The sequence below is a fragment of the Belnapia sp. AC561 genome (assembly GCF_979252845.1).
In genome coordinates, this window is sequence record NZ_CEEDBP010000005.1 from 101,482 (window position 1) to 128,055 (window position 26,574).

The 26,574-nt window shown below is 71.9% G+C and carries 29 protein-coding genes; 11 read left to right on the plus strand and 18 right to left on the minus strand.

What is annotated here, in order from left to right; translation table 11 throughout:
- Window positions 1-13 precede the first annotated feature (13 nt).
- Genes AC0IW9_RS05940 through AC0IW9_RS05975 form a run of 8 tightly spaced genes read right to left on the minus strand, consistent with a single transcriptional unit; the run spans window position 14 to window position 7,583 of the window.
- Window positions 14-1,237 carry a CaiB/BaiF CoA transferase family protein gene (locus AC0IW9_RS05940; RefSeq protein WP_471647289.1) on the minus strand — a complete coding sequence of 408 codons (1,224 nt, stop codon included), beginning with the start codon at window positions 1,235-1,237 and terminating at the stop codon, window positions 14-16.
- Window positions 1,234-2,196, minus strand: a complete 963-nt coding sequence (locus AC0IW9_RS05945) for a tripartite tricarboxylate transporter substrate-binding protein (protein WP_471647290.1) — start codon at window positions 2,194-2,196, stop codon at window positions 1,234-1,236. The genes AC0IW9_RS05940 and AC0IW9_RS05945 overlap by 4 nt, the downstream gene beginning before the upstream one ends.
- On the minus strand, window positions 2,193-3,041 hold the full coding sequence (locus AC0IW9_RS05950; RefSeq protein WP_471647291.1) for a fumarylacetoacetate hydrolase family protein: 849 nt from the start codon (window positions 3,039-3,041) through the stop codon (window positions 2,193-2,195). The genes AC0IW9_RS05945 and AC0IW9_RS05950 overlap by 4 nt, the downstream gene beginning before the upstream one ends.
- An 18-nt stretch (window positions 3,042-3,059) precedes the next feature.
- The gene (locus AC0IW9_RS05955) at window positions 3,060-3,962 is read right to left on the minus strand and encodes a TauD/TfdA dioxygenase family protein (RefSeq protein ID WP_471647292.1); all 903 of its coding nucleotides are present in this window, start codon (window positions 3,960-3,962) and stop codon (window positions 3,060-3,062) included.
- A gap of 2 nt (window positions 3,963-3,964) precedes the next feature.
- Window positions 3,965-5,254: a TRAP transporter large permease gene (locus AC0IW9_RS05960; RefSeq protein WP_471647293.1), complete on the minus strand. Its 1,290-nt coding sequence runs from the start codon at window positions 5,252-5,254 to the stop codon at window positions 3,965-3,967.
- Window positions 5,251-5,733 (minus strand): TRAP transporter small permease, encoded by a 483-nt coding sequence (locus tag AC0IW9_RS05965; protein WP_471647294.1) that lies wholly within the window; start codon window positions 5,731-5,733, stop codon window positions 5,251-5,253. Before AC0IW9_RS05965 ends, AC0IW9_RS05960 begins: the two co-directional genes overlap by 4 nt.
- Window positions 5,730-6,704 (minus strand): C4-dicarboxylate TRAP transporter substrate-binding protein, encoded by a 975-nt coding sequence (locus AC0IW9_RS05970; protein ID WP_471647295.1) that lies wholly within the window; start codon window positions 6,702-6,704, stop codon window positions 5,730-5,732. The genes AC0IW9_RS05965 and AC0IW9_RS05970 overlap by 4 nt, the downstream gene beginning before the upstream one ends.
- A gap of 27 nt (window positions 6,705-6,731) precedes the next feature.
- A complete protein-coding gene (locus AC0IW9_RS05975; protein WP_471647296.1) occupies window positions 6,732-7,583 on the minus strand; it encodes a phytanoyl-CoA dioxygenase family protein in 852 nt (283 codons plus the stop codon).
- A 136-nt stretch (window positions 7,584-7,719) separates the two neighbouring features.
- On the opposite strand from AC0IW9_RS05975, the gene AC0IW9_RS05980 reads away from it, so the two are divergent.
- From AC0IW9_RS05980 to AC0IW9_RS05990, 3 genes are read left to right on the plus strand one after another with little or no spacing between them, the layout of a single operon-like run.
- Window positions 7,720-9,360: a hydantoinase B/oxoprolinase family protein gene (locus AC0IW9_RS05980; protein ID WP_471647297.1), complete on the plus strand. Its 1,641-nt coding sequence runs from the start codon at window positions 7,720-7,722 to the stop codon at window positions 9,358-9,360.
- A gap of 1 nt (window position 9,361) precedes the next feature.
- Window positions 9,362-11,467 carry a hydantoinase/oxoprolinase family protein gene (locus tag AC0IW9_RS05985; RefSeq protein ID WP_471647298.1) on the plus strand — a complete coding sequence of 702 codons (2,106 nt, stop codon included), beginning with the start codon at window positions 9,362-9,364 and terminating at the stop codon, window positions 11,465-11,467.
- On the plus strand, window positions 11,467-12,432 hold the full coding sequence (locus tag AC0IW9_RS05990) for a Bug family tripartite tricarboxylate transporter substrate binding protein (RefSeq protein ID WP_471647299.1): 966 nt from the start codon (window positions 11,467-11,469) through the stop codon (window positions 12,430-12,432). Before AC0IW9_RS05985 ends, AC0IW9_RS05990 begins: the two co-directional genes overlap by 1 nt.
- Window positions 12,433-12,435: 3 nt before the next feature.
- Here the strand turns inward: AC0IW9_RS05990 and AC0IW9_RS05995 are convergent, their stop codons facing one another.
- The 3 genes from AC0IW9_RS05995 to AC0IW9_RS06005 form a co-directional block, all read right to left on the minus strand.
- Window positions 12,436-13,167, minus strand: a complete 732-nt coding sequence (locus AC0IW9_RS05995; protein WP_471647300.1) for an SDR family NAD(P)-dependent oxidoreductase — start codon at window positions 13,165-13,167, stop codon at window positions 12,436-12,438.
- 56 nt (window positions 13,168-13,223) lie between these two features.
- Window positions 13,224-13,640, minus strand: coding sequence for an RNA polymerase-binding protein DksA (gene dksA / locus AC0IW9_RS06000; protein WP_471647301.1), 417 nt, complete (start codon window positions 13,638-13,640; stop codon window positions 13,224-13,226).
- Window positions 13,641-13,772: 132 nt separating this feature from the next.
- Complete coding sequence (locus AC0IW9_RS06005; RefSeq protein ID WP_471647302.1) at window positions 13,773-14,198, minus strand: flagellar assembly protein FliX; 426 nt, start codon at window positions 14,196-14,198, stop codon at window positions 13,773-13,775.
- A gap of 143 nt (window positions 14,199-14,341) precedes the next feature.
- Here AC0IW9_RS06005 and AC0IW9_RS06010 point away from each other — a divergent pair, with 143 nt between their 5' ends.
- Genes AC0IW9_RS06010 through AC0IW9_RS06020 form a run of 3 tightly spaced genes read left to right on the plus strand, consistent with a single transcriptional unit; the run spans window position 14,342 to window position 16,160 of the window.
- Window positions 14,342-15,451, plus strand: coding sequence for a flagellar basal body P-ring protein FlgI (locus AC0IW9_RS06010; RefSeq protein WP_471647303.1), 1,110 nt, complete (start codon window positions 14,342-14,344; stop codon window positions 15,449-15,451).
- A complete protein-coding gene (locus AC0IW9_RS06015; protein ID WP_471647304.1) occupies window positions 15,451-15,762 on the plus strand; it encodes a rod-binding protein in 312 nt (103 codons plus the stop codon). Before AC0IW9_RS06010 ends, AC0IW9_RS06015 begins: the two co-directional genes overlap by 1 nt.
- A complete protein-coding gene (locus AC0IW9_RS06020; RefSeq protein ID WP_471647305.1) occupies window positions 15,759-16,160 on the plus strand; it encodes a hypothetical protein in 402 nt (133 codons plus the stop codon). Before AC0IW9_RS06015 ends, AC0IW9_RS06020 begins: the two co-directional genes overlap by 4 nt.
- 12 nt (window positions 16,161-16,172) lie before the next feature.
- On the opposite strand, the gene AC0IW9_RS06025 is transcribed toward AC0IW9_RS06020, so the two are convergent.
- The 5 genes from AC0IW9_RS06025 to AC0IW9_RS06045 all read right to left on the minus strand — a co-directional run bounded on the left by AC0IW9_RS06025 (window position 16,173) and on the right by AC0IW9_RS06045 (window position 19,278).
- Window positions 16,173-16,604, minus strand: a complete 432-nt coding sequence (locus AC0IW9_RS06025; protein ID WP_471647306.1) for a phasin family protein — start codon at window positions 16,602-16,604, stop codon at window positions 16,173-16,175.
- A gap of 125 nt (window positions 16,605-16,729) precedes the next feature.
- A complete protein-coding gene (locus tag AC0IW9_RS06030) occupies window positions 16,730-17,326 on the minus strand; it encodes a TetR family transcriptional regulator (RefSeq protein ID WP_471647307.1) in 597 nt (198 codons plus the stop codon).
- A gap of 42 nt (window positions 17,327-17,368) precedes the next feature.
- The gene (gene proC / locus AC0IW9_RS06035; RefSeq protein WP_471647308.1) at window positions 17,369-18,184 is read right to left on the minus strand and encodes a pyrroline-5-carboxylate reductase; all 816 of its coding nucleotides are present in this window, start codon (window positions 18,182-18,184) and stop codon (window positions 17,369-17,371) included.
- Window positions 18,185-18,214: 30 nt separating this feature from the next.
- Window positions 18,215-18,718 (minus strand): type III secretion system chaperone family protein, encoded by a 504-nt coding sequence (locus AC0IW9_RS06040; protein WP_471647309.1) that lies wholly within the window; start codon window positions 18,716-18,718, stop codon window positions 18,215-18,217.
- A 152-nt stretch (window positions 18,719-18,870) separates the two neighbouring features.
- Window positions 18,871-19,278 (minus strand): accessory factor UbiK family protein, encoded by a 408-nt coding sequence (locus tag AC0IW9_RS06045; RefSeq protein ID WP_471647310.1) that lies wholly within the window; start codon window positions 19,276-19,278, stop codon window positions 18,871-18,873.
- A 93-nt stretch (window positions 19,279-19,371) separates the two neighbouring features.
- Between AC0IW9_RS06045 and rfaD the strand changes: the two genes are divergently transcribed.
- The 5 genes from rfaD (at window position 19,372) to AC0IW9_RS06070 (ending at window position 23,929) form a co-directional block, all read left to right on the plus strand.
- The gene (rfaD, locus tag AC0IW9_RS06050; protein WP_471647311.1) at window positions 19,372-20,352 is read left to right on the plus strand and encodes an ADP-glyceromanno-heptose 6-epimerase; all 981 of its coding nucleotides are present in this window, start codon (window positions 19,372-19,374) and stop codon (window positions 20,350-20,352) included.
- Window positions 20,352-21,158: a prolipoprotein diacylglyceryl transferase gene (gene lgt, locus AC0IW9_RS06055; protein WP_471647312.1), complete on the plus strand. Its 807-nt coding sequence runs from the start codon at window positions 20,352-20,354 to the stop codon at window positions 21,156-21,158. The genes rfaD and lgt overlap by 1 nt, the downstream gene beginning before the upstream one ends.
- A gap of 41 nt (window positions 21,159-21,199) precedes the next feature.
- Window positions 21,200-22,156: a class I SAM-dependent methyltransferase gene (locus AC0IW9_RS06060; RefSeq protein WP_471647313.1), complete on the plus strand. Its 957-nt coding sequence runs from the start codon at window positions 21,200-21,202 to the stop codon at window positions 22,154-22,156.
- The gene (pgeF, locus tag AC0IW9_RS06065) at window positions 22,153-22,938 is read left to right on the plus strand and encodes a peptidoglycan editing factor PgeF (RefSeq protein WP_471647314.1); all 786 of its coding nucleotides are present in this window, start codon (window positions 22,153-22,155) and stop codon (window positions 22,936-22,938) included. Before AC0IW9_RS06060 ends, pgeF begins: the two co-directional genes overlap by 4 nt.
- A 94-nt stretch (window positions 22,939-23,032) precedes the next feature.
- Window positions 23,033-23,929 (plus strand): hypothetical protein, encoded by an 897-nt coding sequence (locus tag AC0IW9_RS06070; RefSeq protein WP_471647315.1) that lies wholly within the window; start codon window positions 23,033-23,035, stop codon window positions 23,927-23,929.
- 12 nt (window positions 23,930-23,941) lie between these two features.
- On the opposite strand, the gene AC0IW9_RS06075 is transcribed toward AC0IW9_RS06070, so the two are convergent.
- Window positions 23,942-24,610: a flagellar hook assembly protein FlgD gene (locus AC0IW9_RS06075; RefSeq protein ID WP_471647316.1), complete on the minus strand. Its 669-nt coding sequence runs from the start codon at window positions 24,608-24,610 to the stop codon at window positions 23,942-23,944.
- A 13-nt stretch (window positions 24,611-24,623) separates the two neighbouring features.
- Complete coding sequence (locus AC0IW9_RS06080) at window positions 24,624-26,561, minus strand: flagellar hook-length control protein FliK (protein WP_471647317.1); 1,938 nt, start codon at window positions 26,559-26,561, stop codon at window positions 24,624-24,626.
- Between the last annotated feature and the right edge of the window lie 13 nt (window positions 26,562-26,574).

Below are 26,574 nucleotides of genomic sequence, written 5' to 3' on the forward strand. Positions count from 1 at the left end.
CGGAAGCGGGTCTTCAGCCCTCCCGGATGACCCCGGCGGCGCGCAGCCGGGCAACCTCTGCCTCGCCCAGCAGGGGGCCGAGGATGGCGGCATTGTGCTCGCCGAGCCTCGGCGCCGGGCGGGCCAGGATGCCCGGCGTGCCGGAGAGCCGGGGCACCATGCCATGCATGGGCAGCCAGCCGTCGGGCATCTCGTCGTCCGGCACCTCGACCACCGCCTCGCGCTCGATCACGTAAGCGTCGTGCTCCAGCATCTCGGCATCCATGATCGGGCCGATGGTGACGCCGGCCGCGTCGAAATGCGCCAGCACGGTGGCGAGGTCGCGCTCGGCGATATAGCCGGCGATGATCGCATCCAGCTCCACGCCGTGCTGCACGCGGTCCACGTTGGTGCGGAAGCGCGGGTCTGTGATGAGCTCGGCGCGGTCGATGCTGCGCAGCAGCTTCTCGGTCATGCCCTGGGTGCTGGCCGAGAGGCAGACCCAGCCGCCATCTTTCGTCTGGTAGGCATTGCGCGGCACGGCATTGGTGCTGCGGCTGCCGGTGCGCGGCTTCAGCGTCTGGTTCAGCTTCCAGTTGGCGAGCTGCGGTTCCATCATGGTGAAGATCGGGTCGAACAGCGTCAGGTCGATGACCTGCCCCTGCCCGGTCGCCTCGGCATGGCGCAGCGCGATCATCGCCGTCGCCGCGCCATAGAGCCCGGCATAGCCATCCGCCATGTACATCGGCGGCAGCACGGGTTCGCGGTCGGCGAAGCCGTTCACCGCGGCGAAGCCGGAGTAGCCCTCCACCAGGGTGCCGAAGCCGGGCTTGTGCCGGTAGGGCCCGGTCTGGCCCCAGCCGCTGACCCGGACGATGACCAGCGCCGGGTTGATGGCATGCAGCACCTCGGGCCCAAGGCCCATGCGTTCCAGCACGCCGGGGCGGAAGCTCTCGACCAGCATGGCGGCATCGGTGACCAGCCGCTTGACGATGTCGATGGCGGCCGGGTCGCGCAGCGCGAGGCAGACGGAGAGCTTGTTGCGCGACAGCGTCTTCCAGGTGGTGGAGATGCCCTTGATGCGCCAGGCGCGGAGGGTGTCGCCCTCCGGGGGTTCCAGCTTGATGACTTCGGCGCCGTGGTCGGCGAGCACCTTGGTCAGCATGTTGCCGGCGACGAGGCGGGAGAGATCGACCACCCGCAGCCCTTGCAGGGCGCCGGTGGCGGCGGGGTCGAATTGGTGGCGATGCGGGGTCATTCGGCGCGGATATTGGCGGCTTGGGCGACCTCGCGCCAGCGGGCGAGATCGGCGTGGAGGACCTTGGCGAATTCATCGGGGCCGACCGGCGATGGCGTGGCGCCTTCGGCGTCGTAGATGCGCTTGAGGTTGGCATCGGCCAGCGCGGTATTGGTCGCGGCATGGATGGCGGCGCGGATCTCCGGCGGCACGCCCTTCGGCGTCAGCAGGCCCCACCAGATGGAGACCTCGTAGTCCAGCCCCTGCTGCTGCACGGTGGTGACCGGCGGCACGTCGGGCGGCAGGCCGCCACCCTCGGCGGTCGCGGCGATGACCTTCACCCGCCCCTCGCGGATGGCGGCATTGGCGCTGGCGACCGTCGTGATCATCAGCGGGATGGTGCCGGCGACGAGGTCCGTCACCGCCGGGGCGGTGCCGCGATAGGGGATGTGGTTCATCTTGATCCCGGCCGCCAGGCAGAAATACTCCGAGATGAAGTGGTTGATGCCGCCGGCGCCGGAGGTGCCGTAGTCGATGCTGCCGGGCCTGGCCTTCGCCAGGGCAACCAGCTCGGCGACGTTGCGCGGGGCGAAGCCCGGGTTGACCATCAGGAAGAAGGGCGCGCGGGCCAGCAGCGCCACCGCGTCGAAGCTGCCCTCGGCATCCCAGGGCGTCTTCTGCAGCACGGCGGTGGTGGGGAAGGAGGAGGAGGTGACCATCAGCGTATAGCCATCCGCCGCCGCCTGGGCGACCTGGCCGGCGCCGATGGCGCCACCGGCCCCGCCCCGGTTCTCCACCACGAAGGCCTGGCCGAGCCTGGCCTGGAGCCGCTCCGCCAGGGGCCGGGCGATGACGTCGTTGGAGCCGCCGGGGGGGAATGGCACCACCACCCGCACCGGGCGGTTGGGCCAGCCGGATTGGGCCCGGGCAATGGCAGGTGCCGCGAGTGCGGCGGCGAGGAGCGGACGGCGGCCGATCATGGCTCGGCCACCACGGGGTTGCGCAGGATGCCGATGCCGCTGATCTCGACCTCGACGACATCGCCCGGCACCAGCCAGGGCGGTGGCTTGCGGGCATGCGCCACGCCCTCAGGCGTGCCGGTGGCGATGACGTCGCCGGGCCTCAGCGGGGTGAAGGCGGAGATGTATTCGATCAGCGCCGCCACATCGAGGATCATGTCGCCGGTGCTGGTCCGCTGGCGCTGCTCGCCGTTGACGCGCGTGGTCAGGGTCAGCGCGGCGGGATCGGGGATCTCGTCCTTGGTGACCAGCCAGGGACCGAGCGGCCCGGTCCGCGGGAAGTTCTTGCCGGCGGTGACCGAGTGCTTCTGGTAGTCGCGCAGGCTGCCGTCGTTGAAACAGGTATAGGCGGCGACGTGGTCCAGCGCGCGGGCGGCCGGGATGCGCCGCCCGGCCTTGCCGATGACGACGGCGAGCTCGCCCTCGTAGTCGAAATGCGAGGAATTGGGCGGGCACCACATCGGCTCGCCATGGCCGATGATGGTATCGGCGAGGCGGGCGAAGATGCGCGGCTGCTCCGGCACCGCGCGGCCCGCGGATTCCGCCACATGGGCGCGGTAGTTCAGGCCGACGCAGAGCACCTTGCGCAGCGGCGAGGGCACCGCCGGCAGGACGGTCACGTCCTCCAGCGCGAAATCCGGCGTCGCGCCGATGTGGCGGGCGACCTCGTCCAGGGCGCCGGCCGCCAGCACGGCGGAGATATCCGCGAAGCGGCCGAACAGCCGGGCGCCGACGTCGCTGATGCCGGCCTCGGTGACCAGGCCGAAGGAGGGCCCGGACATGGTGGAGAAGCTGATGATCTTCATGGGGTGAACTTCATGGGGTCAGGCGGCCTTCAGCCAATGCTGCCGGAAAGCGGGGTCGAAGATCTGCCCGGCCATCACCTGGCAGCGGAGCATCAGGCGATGCTCGTCCGGGCCGTAGTCGGGGATGGCATTGTGCAGGGTGCCGAGATGGTCCCAGAGCAGCACGTCGCCGACCGACCAGCGATGCGCATGCTGGTACTTCGGCTGGAGCTGATGGGCGAAGAGAAATTCGAGCATGCGGGCGCTCTCGGCCTCCTCCAGCTCGTTGATGCGCTCGGCATAGCCGGGGTTGCAGTAGAGCACGCGGCGGCCGGTGATCGGGTGGGTGAGGAAGACCGGATGCACCGCCGGCGGCCGCGCGGCGCGCTGCGCCGGGCTCAGCGGCGGCCGGCTGCTGCCGGGGCGGGTCCGCATGCGTTCCCAGAAGATGTTGAAGTCGTGCGTCGCCGTCATGCCGTCCAGCCGCGCCTTGATCCCGGCCGGCAGGTCGTCGTAGGCGGCGTGCATATTGGCGAAGAGGGTATCGCCCAGCGGCCGGCCGTCCCGCATCGGCACCTCGACGGCATAGAGCACGTTCACGAAGCCGCGCGTCGCGGTATAGGTCATGTCGGTATGCCAATCCTGCCCGGCATCCGCCAGGCCGATCGGCGCGCCGTCGCGGCGGATATTGGAGAGGATGCCGACCTCGGGCACCTCCGGGTCGCGGAAGCGGTCGGCGACGCCGGTCTGGATCGGGCCGAAGCGCAGGGAAAAGTCCCGCAGCGCCCGCGCATCGATCCGCTGGGCGGGGACGCGCAGCACGCCGTGCTCGCCCAGCGCCCGCAGCAGCAGGGCGAAATCCGCATCGGCCAGCGGCCGGGCGAGGTCGAGGCCCAGCACATCGGCCCCGAGGATGCCGCCGGTCGGCACGATGCTTGGCATGATCACGGTCCCATGATGAGGTCGGGCAGCCAGAGGCAGACCCCCGGCACGAAGGTGATGATGCCCAGGACGGCGCAGGTCGCCAAGAGGAAGGGCATGATCTCCACCGTATAGACTTCCATCGGCACCCGCAGCACCGCGCAGGAGATGAACATCATCTGCCCCACCGGCGGGGTGATGCCGGCGATGGTCAGGTTGGTGACGAGGACGATGCCGAAGTGGACCGGATCGATGCCGAACTTCATGATCACCGGCACGAAGATCGGCGTCAGGATGATCAGCGCCGCGGTGCCCTCCACCGCGGTGCCGAGGACGATCAGCATGACGTTGATGATCAGCAGCAGCATGGTCGGGTCGCTGGTCAGCCCGACCATCCAGGCCGCCATCTGCGGCGGCAGCCTTTCCCAGGCCAGGTAGAAGCCGAAGGCGGAGGCGGCGCAGATCAGCAGCATGACGGAGGAGGTATCGAGCACCGTCTCCCGCAGCACCAGCGGCACCTTGGCCCAGGTCAGCTCGTGGTAGATGAAGGCGCCGATGACGATGGTGACCACCACGGTGATGGCGCCGGCCTCCGTCGTGGTGAAAAGGCCGTAGCGCAGGCCGACGATGATGAAGACCGGGATCAGCAGCGCCCAGACCGCATCCTTCGCCGCCGCGCCGACCTCCGCCCAGCCGGCGAAATGCGGCCGCGCCGGCGCATAGCCGCGGCGTTTGGCGATGATCCAGGTGGTGAGGAAGAGCGAGCCCGCCAGCAGCATCCCCGGCACCACCCCGGCCAGGAACAGCCGCCCGACCGAGACATCCGCGAGATAGCCGTAGATGATCAGGCCGATGCCCGGCGGGATCAGCGCGGTGATGATGGCGGCGGAGGAGGTGATGGCGGCGGCGAAGGCCGCGGAATAGCCGCGCTTGACCATCTCCGGCCCGAACAGCTTCGCCAGCATGGCGGCATCGGCCGAGGAGGAGGCGGTGAGGCCGCCCAGCAGCGTCGCCAGCACGGTGCAGGATTGCGCCAGCGCGCCGGTGAGGTGGCCGACCAGCGCATCCGCCAGATGCAGCAGCCGGCGGGTGATGCCCGCCGCATTCATCAGGCTGCCGGCGAGGACGAAGAAGGGCACCGCCAGCAGCGGATAGCTTTCGGTGGTCGAGACCATCTTCTGGAAGAAGATGTCGAGCGGCAGCCCATCGGTCAGGAAGAAGAAGGACAGCGCCGACATGGCGATGGCGAAGGCCACCGGCACGTTCAGCGCGAACAGCACCGCGAGCAGGATGGAGGGCAGCGCGACGCTCATGCCATCGCCCGCTCGGGCAGCACCACCGGCCGCCGCATGTTGATGAGGTGGCGGACCAGCATCATCGCCGTCGCCAAGGTGATGGGGCCATAGACGATGGTCATCGGCAGCCGCAGCACCGCCGTCGGGTTGTCCCAGGCGGCGATGGAGAATGCGACGCCCATCCAGCAGAAATAGCCGAGGAAGGCGGCGACCAGCGCATCCACGCCGACGCGTACCGCACGCTGCGGCCCGGCCGGCAGCCGCCCCACCAGCGTGTCGATCGAGGGATGCGCATTGTGCCGGAAGCAGGCGCTGGCGCCGAAGAAGGTCAGCCAGGCGAAGGCGATGGCGGCGACCTCGCTGGCCCAGACCGCCGGCTGCGCGGTGACGTAGCGGGTGACGACGCCCCAGCCGACCGCGCCCACCGTGACCAGCAGCGCGGCGACGGCGATCACCTCGTCCGGGGCGCGCCAGGCCTGGGCCATCTGGCGCTTCATGTGCCGAGGATCTTCCGCACCGTCTCGTGCAGGCCCGGGGTCCATTTCGGGAAGGCACGGTAGGTCGGCGCCGAGGCCTCGCGGAAGGCGGCGGTATCGACATCAGTGGCGATCTGCACGCCGGCGCCCTTGAAGCGCTCGACGAAGCCGGCTTCCTGCTCGTTCGTCAGGCGGGTCTGCTCGAGCCCGGCCCTGGCGCCTTCCTCCAACATGATGGTGCGGATCTCGGCCGGCAGGCGGTTGAAGGCGGCATTGCTCATCGGCCAGCCGGTGAGGGCCTGGAAATGCCCGGTGGTGGAGATGACCTTGCGCACCTCCTGCAGCCGCGCGCCCCAGAGCGAGCCATAGGGCGCCTCGGCGGCCTGCACCACGTTCTGCTGCAGTGCGTTGTAGATCTCGCTCCACTGCACCGTGGTCGGCCGGGCGCCGAGGCTGCGGAAGGTCTCGATCCACATCTGGTTCGGCGGGACCCGCACCGTCATCGCCGCCATGTCGGCCGGCTTCAGGATGGGCTTCTCCGCGATCATGTGGCGGGCGCCGAAATAGGCGCCCTGCATGATCATCCGGAAGCCGCCCTGCTGCAGCTTGGCATCGACCGCGCGGTACCAGTCGCTGTTCAGCAGCTTGGCGAATTGGCCGTGGCTGTCGACCAGATAGGGGCCGTTGAGGATGCCGACATCGGGGACGAAATCGCTGAGGTAGCCGGGGTCCGTGATGTTCATCACATTGGCGCCCTGGCGGATCATCTCGTTCACGTCGCGGCCGGAGCCGAGCTGCTCGCCGGGGAAGACCTCGATGCGGACACGGTTGTTGGTACGGGCCGCCATGTTGCGGGCGAAGAATTCGGCCGCCTGATGCGCCGGCTCGACGGTCGAGAGGCTATGGGCGAAGCGGATGCGGATCTCGGACTGGGCGCGGGCGATGGCCGGCATCGCCAGGGTGGCGGCCAGCAGCGTGCGTTTTCTTATCATTCTTGCGTCTCCCCAAGGCCCGCGGGTTCACCCCGCTTGGACGGTCGCCCCCAGCTTCCCCGCCTGCTGCGCGCCGCGGTAGAGGATGGCGAGCTGGCGGTCGAGGATTGCCGCGTGCCGGGCGAGCGCATCGGGATGCAGCTCGGCCTCCGGCGGCAGCTCATGCTCGAAATTATGGTGGGTATCGGTGCCGCGGACCAGCATCGCGCTGTCCTTCTCCCCGGACAATTGCCGTACATGGGTCGGCACGTAGCGGATGGCGAAGCCGATGCGCGGCCAGCTCGCATGGTTGGGCTCGGAGCCATGCACGATGAGGACGTGGTGCAGGCTCATCTCGCCGGGCTGCAGGGTGATGTCGACCGCCGTGGCCGGGTCCACCTCCACCGTCACCTCCTGCCCGCGGGAGAGCAGGTTGTCCTTCGCATAGGTATCGGCATGCGGCACCGGGGCGAGGTGCGTACCGGGGACGACGCGCATGTTGCCGCTTTCCGGCACGCTCGGCGTCAGCGCCACCCAGGCGGTGACCACATCCGGGGAGGAGAGGCCCCAATAGGTGCCGTCCTGGTGCCAGGAGACGAAGGCGCTGTCGCCCGCGCCCTTCATGAAGAACTGGCTGCCCCAGCAGAGGATGTCGGGGCCGATCACGCTTTCCACCGCATCCAGCACCGCGGGATGGCAGACCAGCTCGTGCATCCAGGGGAAGAGCAGATGCGGCTTCTGGTTCATCCGCCCCTCCAGCCTGCCGCCGAGCCTGGCCTCCGCGGCACGGAGGCCCGCGAGCTGGCCGGCCGCTGCCTCCGGGCTGAAGGCACGGAGCGGGGAGAGGTAGCCGCGGCGGCGATACGCCTCGACCTCGGCGGCGGAAAGGGAGCCGGGCATGCGCGTCCTCCTGCCCTCTGCGCGGGCTTGATACGAAGGCGAGCATGGCCCGGGCTCCGGTGTCAATCGGATGCCGCCACCTTGCCCGGCCCGGCGCCGCGCCCTACCGTTCCGCAACTGCGAAGGGATGGTCTGCATGGCTGACGATGAGGGCTTCGACCCGATCACGCTGGAGATCCTCTGGAGCCGGCTGATCTCCATCGCCGACGAGGCCGCGGCGGCCCTGCTGCGCACTGCCTTCTCCACCATCGTCCGCGAGTCCAACGACTTCGCCTGCGTGCTGATGGACCGCAACGGCGACAGCATCTCGGAGAATACCGGCGGCATCGCCAGCTTCTCCTGCATCCTGCCGAAGACGACCAAGCATTTCCTGGCGAAATTCCCGGCCGAAACTTGGCGCCCGGGCGATTGCGTCATCACCAACGACCCCTGGCTGGCGACCGGCCACCTGCCGGATATCACCGCCGTCACCCCGATCTTTCACGCCGGCGCGCTGGTCGGCTTCGCGGGATCGATCGCGCATAGCCCGGATGTCGGCGGCAGCCTCTGGTCGGCGGATTGCCGGGAAGTCTTCGAGGAAGGCGTCCGCATCCCGCCGATGCGGCTGATCCGCGAGGGCCAGCGCAACGAGGCGCTGCTGGAGCTGTTCCTGAACAACGTCCGGGTGCCGAACCAGGTGCTGGGCGACCTCGAGGCGCAGATCACTGCCAATGAGGTCTGCGCCACCCGCGTCACCGAATTCCTCGACGACGCCAAGCTGGCGGATATGCAGGGCCTCGGCCGCGCGCTGCATGCGCGGGCCGACCGCGCCATGCGCCAGGCGATCGCAGCGCTGCCCGACGGTAGCTGGTCCGCGACCATCGAGGCGGATGGCTTCGACGAGCATGTCACCACCATCGCCGTCACCGTGACGGTCAGCGGCGATACCATGCTGCTCGACTTCGCCGGCAGCAGCCCGCAGATCGACCGCGGCATCAATTGCGTGATGAACTACACGCATGCCTATGCGGTCTATCCGGTGAAATGCGCGCTCGACCCCTTTACCCCGCGCAACGAGGGCAGCTACCGCGCCATCGAGGTCCGCGCGCCGGAGGGCAGCATCCTCAACCCGCGCTTCCCCGCCCCGGTCAGTGCCCGGCAGCTCACCGGTCACCTTCTGGCGGGCGCGATCTACAAGGCGATGAGCCCGGTCATTCCCGGCCAGGTCATCGCCGAATGCGGCGGTGCGCCGACGATGCGGGCGCTGTTCTCCGGTCTCGACCGGCAGGGTGACCGGTTCAGCCAGGTGCTGTTCGCCTCGGGCGGCATGGGCGCCTGCCCGCACCGCGACGGGCTGGCGACCACCGCCTTCCCGACCAATGCCGGCGCCGGCAGCATCGAGGCTTTCGAAAGCGTCGCACCGCTGGTGGTCTGGGCGAAGCAGTTGCGGCCGGACAGCGGCGGCGCCGGGCAGTTCCGCGGCGGGCTGGGGCAGGAGGCGGTGATCGAGGTGCGCTCGCCGGCGCCGCTGCGCCTCTCGCTGCTGTCGGACCGGCGTGAGCATCCGGCCCAGGGCGTGCTCGGCGGCGGGCCGGGCGGCGCGGCGGAGATCGTGATGAGCGACGGCACGAAGCCGCATCCGAAGTCCCGCACCACCATCGATCCCGGGACGAAGCTGGTCATGCGCTATGCCGGCGGCGGCGGCTATGGCCCGGCCTCGGCGCGCGACCCGGCGGCGCTGGCGGCCGATCTGCGCGACGGCTACGTGACCGACGCCGCGCCCTATGGGGAGCGCTGAGATGGCGGGCACGGCGCGCATCGGCGTGGACGTCGGCGGCACCTTCACCGACTTGGTGCTGCATGATCCGCAGCGGGACAGGGTCCATACCGGCAAGCTGCTGACCACGCCGGACGATCCCTCCCGCGCCATCATCGAGGGCACGCAGCGCATCCTGCGCGAGGCGGGGCTGGTGCCGGCCGACCTGCACAGCATCGTCCATGGCACGACCTTGGTGACGAATACCGTCATCGAACGCACCGGTGCCAAGGTCGGGCTGCTGACCACGGCGGGCTTCCGCGATTCCATCGAGATCGGCAAGGAGATTCGCTACGATCTCTACGACCTCTTCCTGGAAGCGCCGCCGACGCTGGTGCCGCGCCACCTGCGGCGGGAGATCCCCGGCCGGCTCGATGCCGATGGCGCCGAGCTGCTGGCGCTGGACGAGATCGCCATCGCCCGCGAGGTCACCGACCTGGTCGAGGGCGAGCGGATCGAGGCGCTGGCGATCGGCTTCCTGCACAGCTACCGCGATCCCCGGCACGAGAGGCGCGCCGGGGAGATCGTCCGGGCCTTGTACCCGAAGCTGGCGCTGACCCTCTCGGCCGAGGTCGCGCCCGAGATCCGCGAATACGAACGCAGCTCCACCGCCTGCGCCAATGCCTATGTCCAGCCGCGCATGCGCCGCTACCTCGACAAGCTGGAGGCCGACCTCGCCGGCATCGGCTTTGAGGGGCGGCTCTATGTCATGCTCTCGGGCGGCGGCATCGCCGCGGTGCGGGAGGCGAAGGAATTCCCGATCCGGCTGATCGAGAGCGGCCCCGCCGCCGGCGCCATGGCCGCGGCCTTCATTGCCAAGCTGGCAGGGCTCGACCGCGTGGTTTCCTACGACATGGGCGGCACCACGGCGAAGATGTGCCTGGTGGAGGATGGAGCACCGGATCATAAATTCGACTTCGAGGCCGGCCGTGTCCGCCGCTTCGTCAAGGGCAGCGGGCTGCCGCTCAAGGTCTCGGTCGTGGACATGATCGAGATCGGCGCCGGCGGCGGCTCCATCGCCCGGATCGAGCCGGGCTCCGGGCTGATGAAGGTCGGCCCGCGCAGCGCCGGCGCCATGCCGGGCCCGGTCTGCTACGGCCGCGGCGGCACCGAGCCCTGCGTGACCGATGCCGACCTGCTGCTCGGCCGGCTGGATGCGGCCTATTTCCTCGGCGGCGAGATGGCGCTCGACCCCGACCGGGTCCGCCGCGCCTTCGCCGAAGGCGTGGCGGAAAGCCTGCGCCTCGCGCCGGTCGATGCCGCGCTTGGCGTGCAGCGGATCGTCGACGAGACCATGGCGGCGGCGACCCGGATGCATCTGGCCGAGAAGGGCCGCGACCCGCGCGACTATACGCTGATCGCCTTCGGCGGCGCCGGGCCGGTGCATGCCTGGAACCTGGCCCGGCTGCTGAAGATCCGGCGCATCCTGGTGCCGCTCGGCGCCGGCGTCGCCTCGGCGCTCGGCTTCCTGGTGGCGCCGCCGGCGACCGACATGGTGCGCAGCCATGTCGGGCGGCTCGGCCGGCTGGACTGGGCGGTGGTGAACGGACTGTTCGCCGAGATGGCGGCGGCCGGCCGCGCGCTGCTGGCCGAGGCCGGAGCCGATCCGGCGACCATCATCCTGAAGCCGAGCGCCGACATGCGCCACGTCGGCCAGGGCTTCGAGATCTCGGTCCCGCTGCCGGGCATCTCGCTGAGCGACGCCGATATCGCGGCGATCCGCCAAAACTTCTTCGACAGCTACCGCACCCGCTTCGGCCGCATCGTCGAGGACCAGCCGATCGAGGCGCTGTCCTGGCGCCTCGCCTGCGCCGCGCCGGGCCAGGATATCCGCATCCGCCTCGGCGGCACCGCGGCCCCGGCCAGCGGGCAGCCGACCCCGCGCGGCGAGCGGCCCGTCACCTTCGAGGGCCATGGCGCCAATGGCCTCCCCTTGGCCTGCCCGGTCTATGACCGCTACGCGCTGCGGCCGGGCATGCGCTTCGACGGGCCGGCCCTGGTCGAGGAACGGGAATCCACCTGCGTCATCGGCCCGGCGACGCAGGTCTCGGTGGATGGCGACCTCAACCTCGTGCTGGAGGCGGCGTGATGCGGCGGCGCGGACTACTGCTCGGCCTCGCGGTCGCGCCGGGGCTGGCCCGGGCGCAGGCGCAAGCCTATCCGGACCGGCCGGTGACGGTGGTCAATCCCTGGCCGGCCGGCGGCTCCTCGGACAGCGTCGCCCGCATCCTCATGCAGCGGATGTCGGCCGACCTGGGCCAGCCCTTCGTGGTGGAGAACCGGCCCGGCGCGACCGGGACCCTGGGACACAACTACGTCGCCCGCGCCAGGCCGGATGGCGGCACCCTGCTGCTCGGCACCAACAGCACCTATGCCATCGCGCCGCATCTGACGACCTCGCTGCCCTATGACAACGCGACCGCCTTCGCCGGCATCTCCCTGGTGGCCAGCAGCCCGCAGATCCTCTGCGTGCATCCCGCGGTGCCGGTGCGGGACCTGAAGGAGTTCCTCGCCCTGGCGAAGGCCCGGCCGGATGCCTTCAGCTTCGGCACCTCCGGCATCGGCGGCACCAGCCACCTGGCGACGGAGATGCTGATGGCCATGGCCGGGATCAGCATGCTGCACGTGCCCTATCGCGGCGGCGGCCCGGCGGCGCAGGCGTTGCTCACCGGGGAGACCAGGGTCACCTTCATCGACCTGATCACCGCCCTGCCCTTCATCGCCAGCGGCCAGGTCCGGGCGCTCGGCACCTCCACCCTGCGCCGCGCGGCGCTGGCGCCGGCGGTGCCGACCATCGCCGAGGCCGGGCTGCCCGGCTTCGAGTCCTCGACCGACTTCGCCTTCCTCGGCCCTGCCGGCATGCCGGATGCGGTGGTGCGCAAGCTCGCCACCGCCAGCGCCGCGGCGCTGCAGGCGCCGGAGGTGAAGGCCAAGCTGGAAGCCGCCGGCATCACCATCCTGGCCGAGGGGCCGGAGCAATGGCCGGACTACTTCACCCGGGAGAATGCCAAGTGGGCCGGCATCATCAAGGCGCGCAACATCCGCGTGCCCTGAGGCTCAGTGGAAGACCGAGCCGCCATCCACCGTATAGGCGGCGCCGGTGACGTAGCTGGCCTCGCTGCTGGTCAGGAACAACACGAGGTTGGCAACCTCCGCCGCCGTGCCGAAGCGCCGTAGGGCATAGCGGGCGAGGATGGCGGCCTCGTTCGCATCGGCGATGGTGGCGGCCAGCATCGGCGTCTCGATCGCCCCGGGGCAGACCGCGTTGGCGCGGATATTCTCGGCCGCGAGCTCCAGCGCCAGGCTGCGGGTGAACATGATGAGCCCGCCCTTGGAAGCGCCATAGGCCGAATAGTTCGGCCGCGGCGTCAGCCCCGCCGCCGAGGCCAGGTTGACGATGCTGCCGCCGCCCGCGGCGCGCAGATACGGCAGGGCGGCGCTGCAGACATGGAAGGGGCCGTCGAGGTTCACCGCCATCACCTGGCGCCAGAGCGCGGGGCCGGTCTCGGCGAAGGGGGCCAGCCGGCTGATGCCCGCGGCATTCACCACCGCATCGATGCCGCCGAGCGCCTCGGCGGCTGCCGCGACCGCGGCCTGGGTCGAGCCCGGTTCCGCCACGTCCACGGTTATGCCGGCCACGCCCAGTCCGGCCGCCACGGCGGCCAGCGCCGCCTCATCCCGGTCCAGCAGAACAACCCGCGCCCCTTCCCGCAGGAAGGCCCGGGCGCTGGCGAGGCCGATCCCGGAGGCGCCCCCGGTGATCACCGCATGTCGTCCCTGCAACCGCATCGCCGCCCCCCCATCCTGGTGGGGCAGGCTGTCGCCATCACGCGGATGGGCGCAAGTCAGTCGTCGCGGTGGACCCGCTCCATGCGCTCATGCCGCTCCTGCGCCTCGATCGACAGGGTGGCGATCGGCCGGGCTTCCAGCCGGCGCAGGCCGATCGGCTCCCCGGTTTCCTCGCAATAGCCGTAGGTGCCGTTGTCGATGCGCTCGAGCGCCTGGTCGATCTTGGAAGCCAGCTTGCGGGCCCGGTCCCGGGTCCGCAGTTCCAGCGCCCGGTCGGTCTCGACGCTGGCCCGGTCGGTCAGGTCCGCCTCGGAGATGCCGCCGGCGGAAAGGCTGGCCAGCGTGTCGCCAGCCTCACGCAGCAAGTCGTGCCGCCAGCGCCGAAGCTTCTGACGGAAGTATTCCTGCTGACGGGCGTTCATGAATTCTTCGTCGTCTGTCGGACGATAATCGGGCGGCAGGGTGATCAACATTGTCTGGACGGCCCCAATTCCGCCGGAGACCGGGGCCCACCGCCCTGGCACCGAAGGCGGCCGGACCATACAAGTAGGCCCGCCTCCACGCCAAGGGGTTGCAGCAACGCAAATTGCTGATAACGGCTCCATTCACGAAAGCGTCGTAGCGCTGCCGCGGTTTCGCCTTTCCAATTCAATCTTTGCGCGCAGCACGACAGCCTGAACCACCGCCCGCAATCCGGGATCGGCCCCGTCCTCCCCCGACTCCAGCGCCGCCAGCCGTGCCAGCCGGGCCGGGTCACCGGTACCGCCGGCCAGCAGGTCGATCTGCAGGCCGTTCAGCGCCTCGAGGATGTCGCCGGCCCGACGCCGTGCCGCGGCATCGCGCTCGGCATCCGAGCCGGATTCCTGGAGCGACAGCAGCCCGAGGCCGGGCGCCGCGACCTCGGCCGTCGCCGAAGCCTCCGTGGTGGTGACGCCGGCCTCGGCCTGGACCTGGAAGCCGCTGCCCCGCCGGCCGGTGCCGCGCGCCGCGCCGGGGCCCCTGGCCCCCGCAATCCTGCCGATACCCTGCATGATCTGCCCCCTGTTCCGCCCCGCCCGGCAAGCCTTGCCGGCCCGACCCCGGGCTTTCGCTGGCATGGGCATTGCTGAAACCCGCTGTCGTTGAGGCGGAGTGCAGCGTGGCGAAAATTGCTTACGCAAGGGCGAAGATGGCCATGGCCCGGATGTTCATGGCCTGGGGCCTGCTCGTCCTGGCGGCCGTGCTTCCGGCCGGGGCGGCGGCGCAATCGGTCCGCATCAAGGATATCGCGGATATCGAGGGCGTGCGGGACAACCAGCTGGTCGGCTATGGGCTGGTGGTCGGCCTGGCCGGTACCGGCGACCGGCTGCGGACCGCCATCTTCACCCGGCAATCCCTCATCGGCATGCTCGAACGCCTGGGCGTGAATACGCGGGACAACGAGGCGCGGCTGGATACCCGCAACGTCGCCGCCGTCATGGTCACCGCCAACCTGCCCGCCTTCTCCCGCCCCGGCAGCCGGATCGACATCGGCGTCTCGGCGCTGGGCGATGCGACCAATCTCCAGGGTGGCACCCTGCTGGTCACCCCCCTGCTCGGCGCCGATGGGGAGGTCTATGCGGTGGCCCAGGGCGCCGTCGCCACCGGCGCGGTCGCGGCGCGCGGCGCCGGGGCCAGCGTGCAGCGCGGCGTGCCGACCAGCGCCCGGATCAGCAGCGGCGCCATCGTCGAGCGGGAGGTGCCCTATGCGCTGACCGGCCGGCCGAGCATCCGCCTGGCGCTGCGCAACCCGGACCTGACCACGGCACGGCGCATCGCCGCCGCCATCAACCGCGGCACCGGCAGCACCGCGGCGACGGCGACCGACCCGCGCACCGTGGTGCTGGCCATGGCCGGGCGGGAGCCGGTCGGCTTCCTGGCCGAGATCGAGCAGTACCGGGTCGAGCCGGACCAGGTCGCCCGGGTCGTCATCGAGGAAGCCTCCGGCACCATCGTCATGGGCTCCAATGTCCGGGTCTCCACCGTGGCCATCGCCCAGGGCAACCTGACCATCCGCATCACCGAGACGCCGCAGGTCAGCCAGCCCAATGCCTTCGGCCAGGGCGAGACCCAGCAGGTGCCGCGCACCGGCATCGAGGTGGACGACCAGGCGGAGCGCCGGGTCGGCGTGCTGAGCGGCGGGGTTTCCCTGCAGGAGCTGGTGCGCGGGTTGAATGCGCTCGGCGTCGGGCCGCGCGACCTGATCAGCATCCTGCAATCGGTGAAGGCGGCCGGGGCCCTGCAGGCCGAGATGGAGCTGCGCTGATGCCCGCGCCGCTCACCGCGCGGGAGGCCGCGGCCCCACCCGTCCAGATGGCCAGCCTGCGCCGCGCCGCCCGCGCCTTTGAGGCCCAGGCGCTCGGCCAGATGCTGCAGCCGATCTTCGCCACGCTGCAGCCGGGCAAATCCACCTTCGGCGGCGGCATGGCGGAGGCGCAGTGGCAGCCGATGCTGGTGGATGCCATGGCGCAATCGATCACCCGGGCCGGCCGGGGCCTCGGCCTGGCCGATGCGGTGCTGCGGGAAATGCTGCGCTGGCAATCCGCCGGCGCCCGGAATGGGGAAACCGATCGATGATGGATGCCCTGCTGGCCACCGGCCAGCGCCTCGCCGAAGCCCTGCGGGCGGAGAACGAGGCGCTCTCGGCGCTCGACCTGCCCAGTGCGGCGGGGCTCGCCACCGCCAAGATGCAGGCGGCGGATGCCTTCGCCGCCGCCTTCGCCGCGGCCCGCAAGACCGGCGCCCGGGCCGAGGGCCCGGAGCGCCGCACCGCCGCCGATCTCACCGACCGGCTGCAGCACCTCGGCGAGGAGAACCGCCGGCTGCTGGAACGGGCCATCGCCATCCAGTCCCGGGTGATCGAGACCATCGCGGGGGCGGCCCTGCCCCGCAGCGGCAGCGGCGCCTATGGCGCGGCGGGACGGCCGACCGGTGGGCGGCAGCCCCCCGCCATCGCCATGGCGACGCGGATCTGAACCCGGCCGGGCTCAGCCCTGCTTGGCGACCAGGGACTTCACCTCGTCCATCGCCTCGGTGAAGCGGTGGTTGAGCAGGCTCAGCGCCTCGGTATTGGACTTCTGGATGAGGTCGGCGACCTCCCGCATGTTGCCGACCGCCTTCTCATAGGCGCTCTTCAGCAGCTCGGCCTGGCGGGCCGCCTTGGCCTGCGGGGTGTCCTGGGACGACATGGCCTTCACCACGTCGGTCATCTCGGACATGGCGGACTGCAGGATTTCCATGTGCCGGCGGGCCACCGCCTGGGCGCCTTCCAGGGCGACCCGGTTGGCCGCCGACAGCGCCTCGAGGTTGCGGCGCTGGGCGGAGGCCAGGGCCTCCATGTCCGGCATGCCGGGCAGGCGGAAATCGGCAAGCATCCGCATGATATCGGTTTCCGGCTTGAAGCCGCTGTTGTCTGACATTGCTTTTCTCCGCCCTGTTCGCCGCCGGCCCCAAGTGCCCGCGGCCCATCCGCCAGTTGGCGGAACCACGCTACCCCTTCGCCGCGCAGGGGTCAAAGCGAATGCTGCACCGCAACAAAATCCGCTCAGGCGGTCTCGTCCGGGCTCAGCCGCAGGCTGCGCGCCACCTGCTCGGCCCGGTCCAGGGCCCGGTCCAGCGCCGCCATGGTCGGGCCGAGATCGGCGGTGTCGTCATCCTTCCAGGCCCGGACCACCGCCAGCCAGACGGCGGTAAGCCCCTGGGCCCGGGCCAGCCCGGCCAGCCCGCCCGAGCCGAGCCCCGCCGCCTCCAGCATCCAGGCCATGGATTTCGGCAGGGAGGCCAGCAGCAGCAGCGCCAGCAGCGGATCCTGCTTGAGGTCCTCGAACAGCCGCAGGATGCCGGCGCGATGCGGCTGCATGGCGTCGATCCGCCGCATCAGCACGTCGAAGACCCGGTCGCGCGGCGTATTGGTATCGACCGGCGCGCCAGGGACGGTGCCTTCCAGCACCGCCAGGTCCATCACCTTGCCGTGCAGCGCCAGCAGGTCGCAGGGGCTCGGGCAGCGCCGGCGGATCTCGGCCGCCGGGACGCCGGAGGCATTGGCGACCCGGCGCATGCTCAACCCGGGCCAGCCATGGGCCGCCACCACCTGCCACAGGCCGGCGACCAGGCGGCTATCGGTCTCGTATGTCTCGCTCATGGCCATAGAGTGTGGGCATAGCCCGCAGCGGTGGAAGGGGGTTCAGCCACCGAGTTCGCGCGAACGCTCGGTCGCCGCCGCGATGGCGCGGGACATCAGCGCCGGCCAGGCGGTGCTCTCCATCAGCACGGCCAGCGCCCGCTCCGTCGTCCCCTTGGGGCTGGTGACCGCCTTGCGCAGGGTCGCCGCATCATCCTGGCTGGCGCCGAGCAGGGCGCCGGAGCCGGCGACGGTGGCGCGGGCCATGCGTCGGGCGAGATCGGGCGGCAGGCCCTGCTCGATCGCCGCCGCCTCCATCACCTCGGCCAGCAGGAAGACATAGGCGGGACCGCCGCCGGAGACGGCGGTGACCGGGTCGATCAGCGATTCCTGCTCGACCCAGGCCACCTCCCCCACCGCGGAGAGCAGCCGGTCGGCCAGCGCCCGCTGCGTCGCGGTCACGCCGGGTCCGGGGAAGGCGACGGTGAAGCCCTGGCGCACGGCGGCGGGCGTATTCGGCATGGCCCGCACCACGGCGGCACCCTCGCCCAACAGGGCGCGCATCCCGGCGGTGTTGCGCCCGGCCATGATGGAGACAAAGAGGGTTTCCGGCCCGGCCAGATGGGCGAAGGCCGGCAGGGTGGCGGCGGCTTCCTGCGGCTTGATGGCGAGGACCACGGCGTCTGGGCGGAAGCCGGCAGGAATCTCCGCCGGGCTGGCGACATGCGTCACCCGGCCGGCGAAGCCGGCGACCGCGGCGGCGAAGGGCTCGACCACCACCGAATCGGCCAGGCCGTTTTCCAGCCAGCCCGCCAGCATGGCCCCGCCCATCTTCCCGCAGCCGACCAGCAGCAGCGGGGGCAATGCAGTCTCACCCATGGCCCATCCCCTCGATTCGGAGGCAGGCTGTCAGGCCTCGCCGACGCAGTCCAGCATGGCGGCCTGCAGGGCATCGGCCGGCGGCTTGCCGCCCCAGAGCACGAACTGGAAGGCCGGGAAGAAGCGCTCGCATTCGGTCAGGGCGATGTCGACCATGTCCTCCAGGCTCTCGGCGCTGGCGCCGGGGGCGCCGCGGAGCAGCACGGAATGGCGGAAGACCGGCACGCCATCCTCGGATTCCAGGCCGAAATGGCCGATCCACAGCTTCTCGTTCGCCAAGGCGAGCAATTCGAACAGCTTGGCTCGGCCCTCCGGCGGCACCTTCAGGTCGAAGGCGCAGGAGAAATGCATGGCGCTGATCTCCGAGGACCAGGAGAAGTACAGCCCATAGTCGCACCACTTGCCCGGCGCCTCGGCCGCCATCTCGCCATCCGAGCGGCGCTCGAAGGACCACTCATTGGCGGCGATGATCTGTTCGAGGATATCGAGGGGGTTGATCGCGTGTTCGCGCTCAAGGGCCAGCAGGCCAGACATCGCGCACCTCCTCACTCGTCCGAAGGGCACCGGCGCCGATATCTTGGGTGAATCGGCGCCGGGAACCACCAGGGCTAGACTACGCAGGGGACAAACGCGGCTGCAAGTCTGGCCACGGCCTTGTCACCGGCGGGTCGGGAGCAAGCGGCGGGTCAGCCGCCGCCGATCGGCGGCGGGTTGGTCATGGTGCCGCTGATCGGCGGCGGGCTCGACGTGCTGCTGCCGGTCGCCTCCGGATGGATCGCCGCCGGGGCAACCTCGGAGGTATCCTCCGGCGCGGCCGGCGGGGCCGCCGCGGCCAGCTTCAGCTCCAGCGCGGCGACGCGGGCCTCGAGCAGCTCCTGCGCCTCGCGGGCCCGGCGGGCCAGTTCCATCGCGGCGTCCAGCTCCTCCCGCTTCACCAGCTCCAGGCGCTGGACCATCTGGTCCACCTGGCTGCGCACCGCCGCCTCCACCTCCCCCCGCACGCCGGCCAGGGCGGAGAAGGCGCCGCCGGCCACTCCGGCGAGGTCATCGAACAATCCGCCGCGCTTCTTGCCGCTGCCGCTGGTGTCGCTCATGGTCCTGTTCCTCTTCACAGCCCGTATCGCCGGGGCCTATACCCCCGCCGCCCGGCGGAACCAATCGGCGCCAGGAATCTTGGGGGTTGCCCGATGTATCTCGTCACCGGCGGGGCCGGTTTCATCGGCTCCAACCTTGTCGCGGCGCTGTGTGGCCGCGGTGCAGAGGTGATGGTGGTGGACCGCCTGCGCCAGGGCGAGAAATGGCGCAACCTCGCGAAGCACCCTATCGCCGGCATCCTGCCGCCGGAGGCGCTGGAGGATTTCTGGGCCGCCCGGCCGCCCATCACCGCCGTGCTGCACCTCGGCGCCATCAGCGCCACCACGGCGACCGATGCCGACCTTGTCGCCGCGACCAACCTGACCCTGCCGCTCTGGCTCTGGTCCGGCTGCGCCGCGCGCGGCATCCCCTTCATCTATGCCTCCTCCGCCGCGACCTATGGCGATGGGGCGCTCGGCTTCGAGGATGATGCCGCGCCCGCGGCACTGGCCCGGCTGCGGCCGCTCAACCTTTATGGCTGGTCGAAGCTGGCCTTCGACCGCCGCGTCGCCGACCTGCTGCGGCGCGGCGCGCCCTGCCCGCCGCAATGGGCCGGGCTGCGCTTCTTCAACGTCTATGGCCCGAACGAGGCGCACAAGGGCCGCATGGCCAGCGTGCTGTTCCACAAGTACCAGCAGGTGATGCGGGGCGAGCCGGCGACGCTGTTCCGTTCGGACCGCGAGGGCATCGCCGATGGCGAGCAGCGGCGCGACTTCGTCCATGTGGATGACTGCGTCGCGGTGATGCTCTGGCTGCTGGACAATCCCGGCGTCTCCGGCCTGTTCAACCTCGGCTCCGGCCGGGCCCGGACCTTCCGCGACCTGGTGGGCGCGATGTTCGCCGCGATGGGCCGCCCGGCCGATATCCATTACGTCGACATGCCGGCCGACCTGCGCGGCAAGTACCAGTACTTCACGGAAGCGCCGCTGGACCGGCTGCGCGCGGCGGGCTTCAACGCCCAGATGACGCCGCTCGAGGATGGCGTCCGCCGCACCGTGCAGGATTTCCTCATGCAGGAAGACCCATTCCGCTGATGTTGTTCGCCATTCCCTTCCCCGTCATCGACCCGGTGCTGGTCGCGGTCGGGCCGCTGGTCATCCGCTGGTATGCGCTGGCCTATATCGCCGGCATCGTCGGCGGCTGGTGGCTGGCGCGGCGGCTGGTCGCCCTGCCCCCGGTCGTCGCCAACCGCCAGCAGATCGACGACTTCGTCACCTGGACCACACTCGGCATCATCCTCGGCGGCCGGCTCGGCTATGTGCTCTTCTACCGGCCGGACTACTACCTGTTCCATCCGCTGGAGATCCTCGCGGTCTGGCAGGGCGGGATGAGCTTCCATGGCGGCGCGCTCGGCGTGCTCGTCGCGGTCTTCCTGTTCTGCCGGCAGCAGAAGCTGGATCCGCTGGCCTTCGGCGACCGGGTGACGGCGGTGGTGCCGATCGGCCTCTGCTTCGGCCGGCTGGCCAATTTCATCAATGGCGAGCTCTGGGGCCGCGTCACCGATGTCCCCTGGGGCATGGTCTTCCCGACCGGCGGGCCGGAGCCGCGGCATCCCAGCCAGCTGTACCAGGCGGGGCTGGAGGGCGTGGCGCTCTTCGTCCTGCTGCAGGTGCTGGTGCATATCCCGTCGATCCGGGCCCGCCGCGGCTTCGTCGCCGGCGCCTTCCTGGCCGGCTACGGCGTGGCCCGCGGCATCGGCGAGTTCTTCCGCCAGCCGGATGCCTATCTCGGCTTCCTGTTTGCCGGTGCCACCATGGGGCAGCTGCTCTCCGTCCCGATGGTGCTGGTCGGCGCCTGGCTGATGCTGCGGGCGAAACCGGCCCCGGCGGTCGCCGCCTGACCGGCCCGGCATCGACGGGGCCGGAGCGCCTCGACGCCTTCATGGCGCGGGCCGCGGCGGCCTATTACGCCGGGCGCGACCCCTTCGGCGCGACCGGCGACTTCACCACCGCGCCGGAGATCTCCCAGGCCTTCGGCGAATGCCTCGGCCTCTGGGCCGCCGTCACCTGGGAGCTCATGGGCCGGCCGGTGCCGGTGCTGCTGGCCGAGCTCGGCCCCGGCCGCGGCACCCTGATGGCCGATGCGCTGCGCGCCATCGCCGAGATGATGCCGGATTTCCGCGCCGCCCTCTCGGTGCATCTGGTCGAGGCCTCCCCCGCCCTCCGCGCCGCCCAGGCCCGGCTGGTGCCCGATGCCACCTGGCACGACGGGATCGAGGCGCTGCCGCCCGGCCCCGCCATCGTCCTCGCCAATGAGTTCTTCGATGCCCTGCCGATCCGCCAGTTCATCCGCCGCGGCGGGGGCTGGCAGGAGCGTTTCGTCGAGGCCGGGCACTGGCGGGAGCAGCCGGCCGAGGCGGCGCCCCCCCTGCCCGAGGCCGCCCCGGAGGGCGCGGTGCTGGAGCATTGCGCGGCGGCACTCGCCATGGTGCGGCAGCTCGCGGCACGCGGCGCCACCCTGCTGGCGATCGACTACGGCCCGGCCGAGGCCGGCTTCGGCGACAGCCTCCAGGCCATGGCGGCGCATCGCCGGGCCGATCCCCTCGCCGCCCCCGGCAGCGTCGACCTTACCGCCCATGTCGCCTTCCCGGCACTGGCGGCGGCGGCGCGGGAGGCCGGGGCCGCGGCGCATGGCCCGCTGCCGATGGGCCTCTTCCTGCAGCGCCTCGGGCTGATGAGCCGGGCGGCGATCCTGGCCCGGCTCTCGCCCCGCCATGCCGGGACCATCCTGTCGGGTGCGGAGCGCCTGGTGGCGCCCGAAGGCATGGGGCGGCTGTTCAAGGCGCTCTGCCTGTGCCATCCCGGGCTCGCCATTCCTCCGGGCTTCGAGCCAGCATGAATTCCGCTGAATTCCTGACCACCCCGGCGCTCGGCGCCGTCGCCGGCCTGCGGCACGGTTTCTTCACCCGCCGTGGCGGGGTTTCGGAAGGCCCCTGGGCGGCGCTGAACTGTTCCCTCTCGGGCCAGGACGACCGCGACCGGGTGCGGGAGAACCGCCGCCGCGCCGCCGGGGAACTCGGCCTGCCGCTGGCGGCGCTGCATGGGCTGACCCAGGTGCATGGGATCGCGGTGGCCGAGGTCGATGCCGCCGGCTGGCTGGAAGGCCAGGGGCCGCGGGCCGATGCCATGGTCACCCGCCGTCCCGGCGTGGTGCTCGGCATCGTCACCGCCGATTGCGCCCCGGTGCTCTTCGCCGATCCGGTCGCCGGTGTCATCGGCGCCGCCCATGCCGGCTGGCGCAGCGCGGTCGGCGGCGTCATCGAGGCGACCATCGCCGCCATGGCCGCGCTGGGCGCCGACCCCGGCCGGATGCTGGCCGCGGTCGGCCCCTGCATCGGCCAGGCGAGCTACGAGGTCGGCGCCGACCTGCGCGATGCGGTGCTGGCCCGCGATGCGGCCGATGCCCGCCACTTCGGCCCGGGCCTGCGACCGGACCGCTGGCAATTCGACCTGCAGGGCTATTGCGCCGCCCGCCTCGCCGCCGCCGGCATCGGCACGGTGGAGACGGCCGATACCGATACCCTGGCCGAGACCGAGCGCTTCTTCAGCCACCGGCGGCGCACCCTGGCGGGGGGCGGGCCGATCGGGCACCAGCTCTCCGCCATTGCCATTCCGGCCTGAGGGAGGCCTGTCGTGCCCTACATGGTTCAGTTCTTCGTCCTCACCCTTCTCACCATCATGGTCGCCTGTGCAATTCTCTAGGCTCCTCCTGCTCTTGCCCCTGGTGCTCGCCGGCTGCGGCGACCTGCCCCAGCCCTTCCGCGGCCGGCCGGGGGCGCAGGCGACGCGCCTGGCGGTGCCGCTGGCCATCCGCCTGGTGGTGCCGCCGCCGAGCGAGGCGCTGCTGACCGATGCCGGCGCGCAGGAGCTCTCCGAACGGGTCGCCGCCGCGCTGCAGGCCGAGGAGGTGCCCGCCATCGCCCTGCCCCGGCCCCTGCCGCTCGACTGGCAGGTGGAGATCCTGGCCGAGCGCCGCGGCGAAGCCGTGCTGCCGCGCTTCCGGCTGCTGGATGCGGATGGCAAGCTGCAGGCGGCGACGGAAGGCCAGCCGGTGCCGATCGGGACCTGGGCCGAGGCCTCCACCCCGATGTTCAACACCGTCGCCGCCCAGGCGGTGCCGAGCCTGACCCGGCTGCTGATGCAGGTGGAGGCGGCGCGCAAGTCGACCGATCCGCAGGCCCTCGCGGCCGGCCCGCCACGCATCCGCCTGGCCGAGGTCAAGGGCGCGACCGGCGACGGCAATGTCGCGCTGGCCGCCCGGATGCGCGAATTCCTGGCCAATGAAGGCTTCATCGTGCAGGACGTGGCCGATGGCGCCGCCTATGCGCTGGAGGCGGATGTCACCCTGGCCACCGCCGCGACGCCGCGGGTGCAGCGGGTCGAGATCCAGTGGATCGTCAGCCGCCGGGATGGCGAGGAGCTGGGCCGCGTGGTCCAGATCAACGAGGTCCCGACCGGCCGGCTCGCCCGCTTCTGGGGCGACATCGCCTATGCGGTGGCGGAGGAAGCGGCGAGCGGCGTCCGCACCGTCGTCGCCAATGCCCAGCCGCTGGCGGAGGCCGCGCCCCCGCCGCTCTCGGTGAATACGCCGCCGGCGCTGCCGCCGCGCTGAGGCGGCAGCCGGCTATTTCGCGGCCAGCCCCCGCACCGCATCGAAGCCCACGGCGAGCCGGCCGAGCATGAGCTGCAGCTCCGCGCCGCTCGGCCGGGCCGCCGCGGTTGCGGTGCCGACCACGGTGGCGGTGACCGGCTGCGCCCCGCCGGCGGCATCCCGCCCGGCCACGGCGAAGCCATAGGCACCATCGGGCTGGCGCACGCCCGCGCCATTCCTGCCGTCCCAGCGCCAGTCCTGGGTGGTGGTGCCGAGGGCGACCGTATCCTCCCGCAGGATCCGCCCGCCCGCATCCGTCACCCGCACCGTCGCCTGCTTCGCCGCATCCGCCGCGGGCAGCCGCAGGGTCGCCACGCTGTTCTGCAGGCTGAGCCGGTCGCTGCTGACCTCGACCGTCTGTCCCATCAGCGGCGCCGCCGCGGTGAGCTGCGCCGTCTGCTGCAGGCCGATCAGCCTGGTGAGGTTGCTGTTGGCGGCGATCTGCTGCTCGACCGAGGCGAAGGCGACGAGCTGGTTGGTCATCTCGTTGGTGTCCATGGCCTTGGTCGGGTCCTGGTTCTTCAGCTGCGTCGTCAGCAGCGTGAGGAAGGTGTTGAAATCCCCGGCGATGCCGGCCGGCTTGGCCGCCGTGGCCGCCGCCGCCGCGGTGCCGGCGCCGCCTGCCTGGATGGTGCCGCTCATCGGTCGTGCTCCGTCATACCGCGATATCGAGAAGGGAGAGGGCGAGCGGCGCCGGCCGGGTCGCCTCCGGCGGCAGGGCCGGGTTGCGTGGCCCCCAGCCGCCACCACCGCCCGATCCGGAAGGCTGCCGGCCGCCGCCCTGGTTCGGGTCGCCGGAGGACAGGCCGAATTGCAGCGCGCCTTCGGCCAGGGGCACCCCTGCCTGGCCGAGCGCCTGGTCCAGCGACCGCGCATCCCGTTGCAGCAGGGCCAGGGTCTCCGGCCGTTCCGCCAGGACGCGCACCGAGGCTGCCTCGCCCTCGGCGCCGCGCTCGACGCGGATTTCCACCCGGCCCAGCGCCTCCGGCTCCAGCGTCACCGTCAGCCGCGGCGCCCGGCCGGTGCCGAGCGAGAGGGCGATGGCGACCTGCGCGACCTGCCGGGCCGGCGGCGGCGTCGCGGGGCGGCTGGGGGCGGGAGCTTCGGCCGGGGCGGCGGCCGGCGCCGGGCCCGGTCCGGCGGGGGCGGCGATGCCGGCCTCGGCGGCCTGCAGCCTCGGGCTGGCCGGCGACGGCGCCTCGGGCCGCGGCAGCGTGGCGCCGGCGGAGGGAGGCTCGGCCAGGGCAAGGGGCTCCACCAGGCGCTCCGGGGGAGCCTCGGCCGTGACGGCGGCCGGCGCGGCCTCGGCCGTGGCCTGGATGGCAGCCGCCTGCCCCGTCGTCGCAGCCACCATCATCGGCCGGTCGCGTGGCAAGGGTCCGGCCCGGCTGCCGGTCCCGGGCGCAGGCCTGGGCGGCGGGTCCGGCTGGAGGCCATGGGCCGCGGCGGCCGGAGGGCTGGATGCCACCGAAGGCTGGGCCGGGACAGTGCCGGACGGCGGCGATGCCGCATCAGGCACCCGCTGGCCGGGCCGTGCCACCGCCGTCAGGCCGGTCGCCGCTGGCCTGGTGGCGTCCGGTACGCTGGCCTGGCCCCGTGCCTCGGCATCGGTGACGGGAGCAGTCTCCGGCATGGCGGCCATGGTCGGAGCGGCGGGCCTCGCGTCGCCCATCGGCTGGGACCCGGGAATGGCGCCCGGGTCGGTCATGCTGAGGCGCGGCGCCGCGCCCGGAGCAGCGGGCGCGGCCGATGCGAGGCGATCCGTCGCCTCCAGCGGGCGCCGCGCGCCGCTTGGCCCCGAAGCCGCGACAGGCGCCGCCTCCGCGGCTTCGGGGCGGCCGGGGGCGGCTTCCGGTAAGGTCACCATCGGGGTTGGCAGCAGTGGCGCTGCCACCGGCAAGGGTGGTGGCAGCGCCTCGGGCATGGCCTCGGGCATGGAAGGCACGGCGTCGGGCCCGGCAGGCTCCTCGAGGGCCAGGACCTCCCGGTCCGGAGCCGGATCCACCGCGGCATCCGGGACCGGCAGCATCGGCGGTGGCGCCGCCACGGCCGCACCCTGCAGAAGATGGGGGACCGGTGGGCGCTTCTCCGCATGGAGCGAGGCCGGATGCACCGCGGAGAGCGGCACCTGGGCGGTATCGGGCGGGACATCGGGCCTGGCCGGGACCGTAGCCTCCCCCGCCACCGGCGCCGGGTTCACCGGCGTCCCGTCAGGCTGGGGCAGCACCGGGACCGCGGCCGCCTGGCCGGGCACCGCGGGCAAACCTGCCGCTGCCACGGGACCAGCCGGAGGACCCGGCCCGGCCGCCGCAGCCGCCGGGGCACCCGGCGCCTCGGCCAGCCTCAGGGCGGCCGCGAAGCCCTCCCCGGCCGCGCCCTCGCGCCGGCGGATGGCGGGACCGGCGGCATGGGCCGCGGGCGGCGGAAGGGTCGCGGTATTGTCCATCTCGGTCCGGTCCAGCTGCGCCGGGGTCGATGCGAGCGCCGGGCCAGCCTCGGCATGCCAGCCGCCGGCAAGCCTCGCCGGACCACCGGCAAAGCCTGCCGCCCGCCCGGCAGCTGCCGCAGCCCGGCCCGGCCCCAGGGCTGGCACGGTGCCTGCTGGA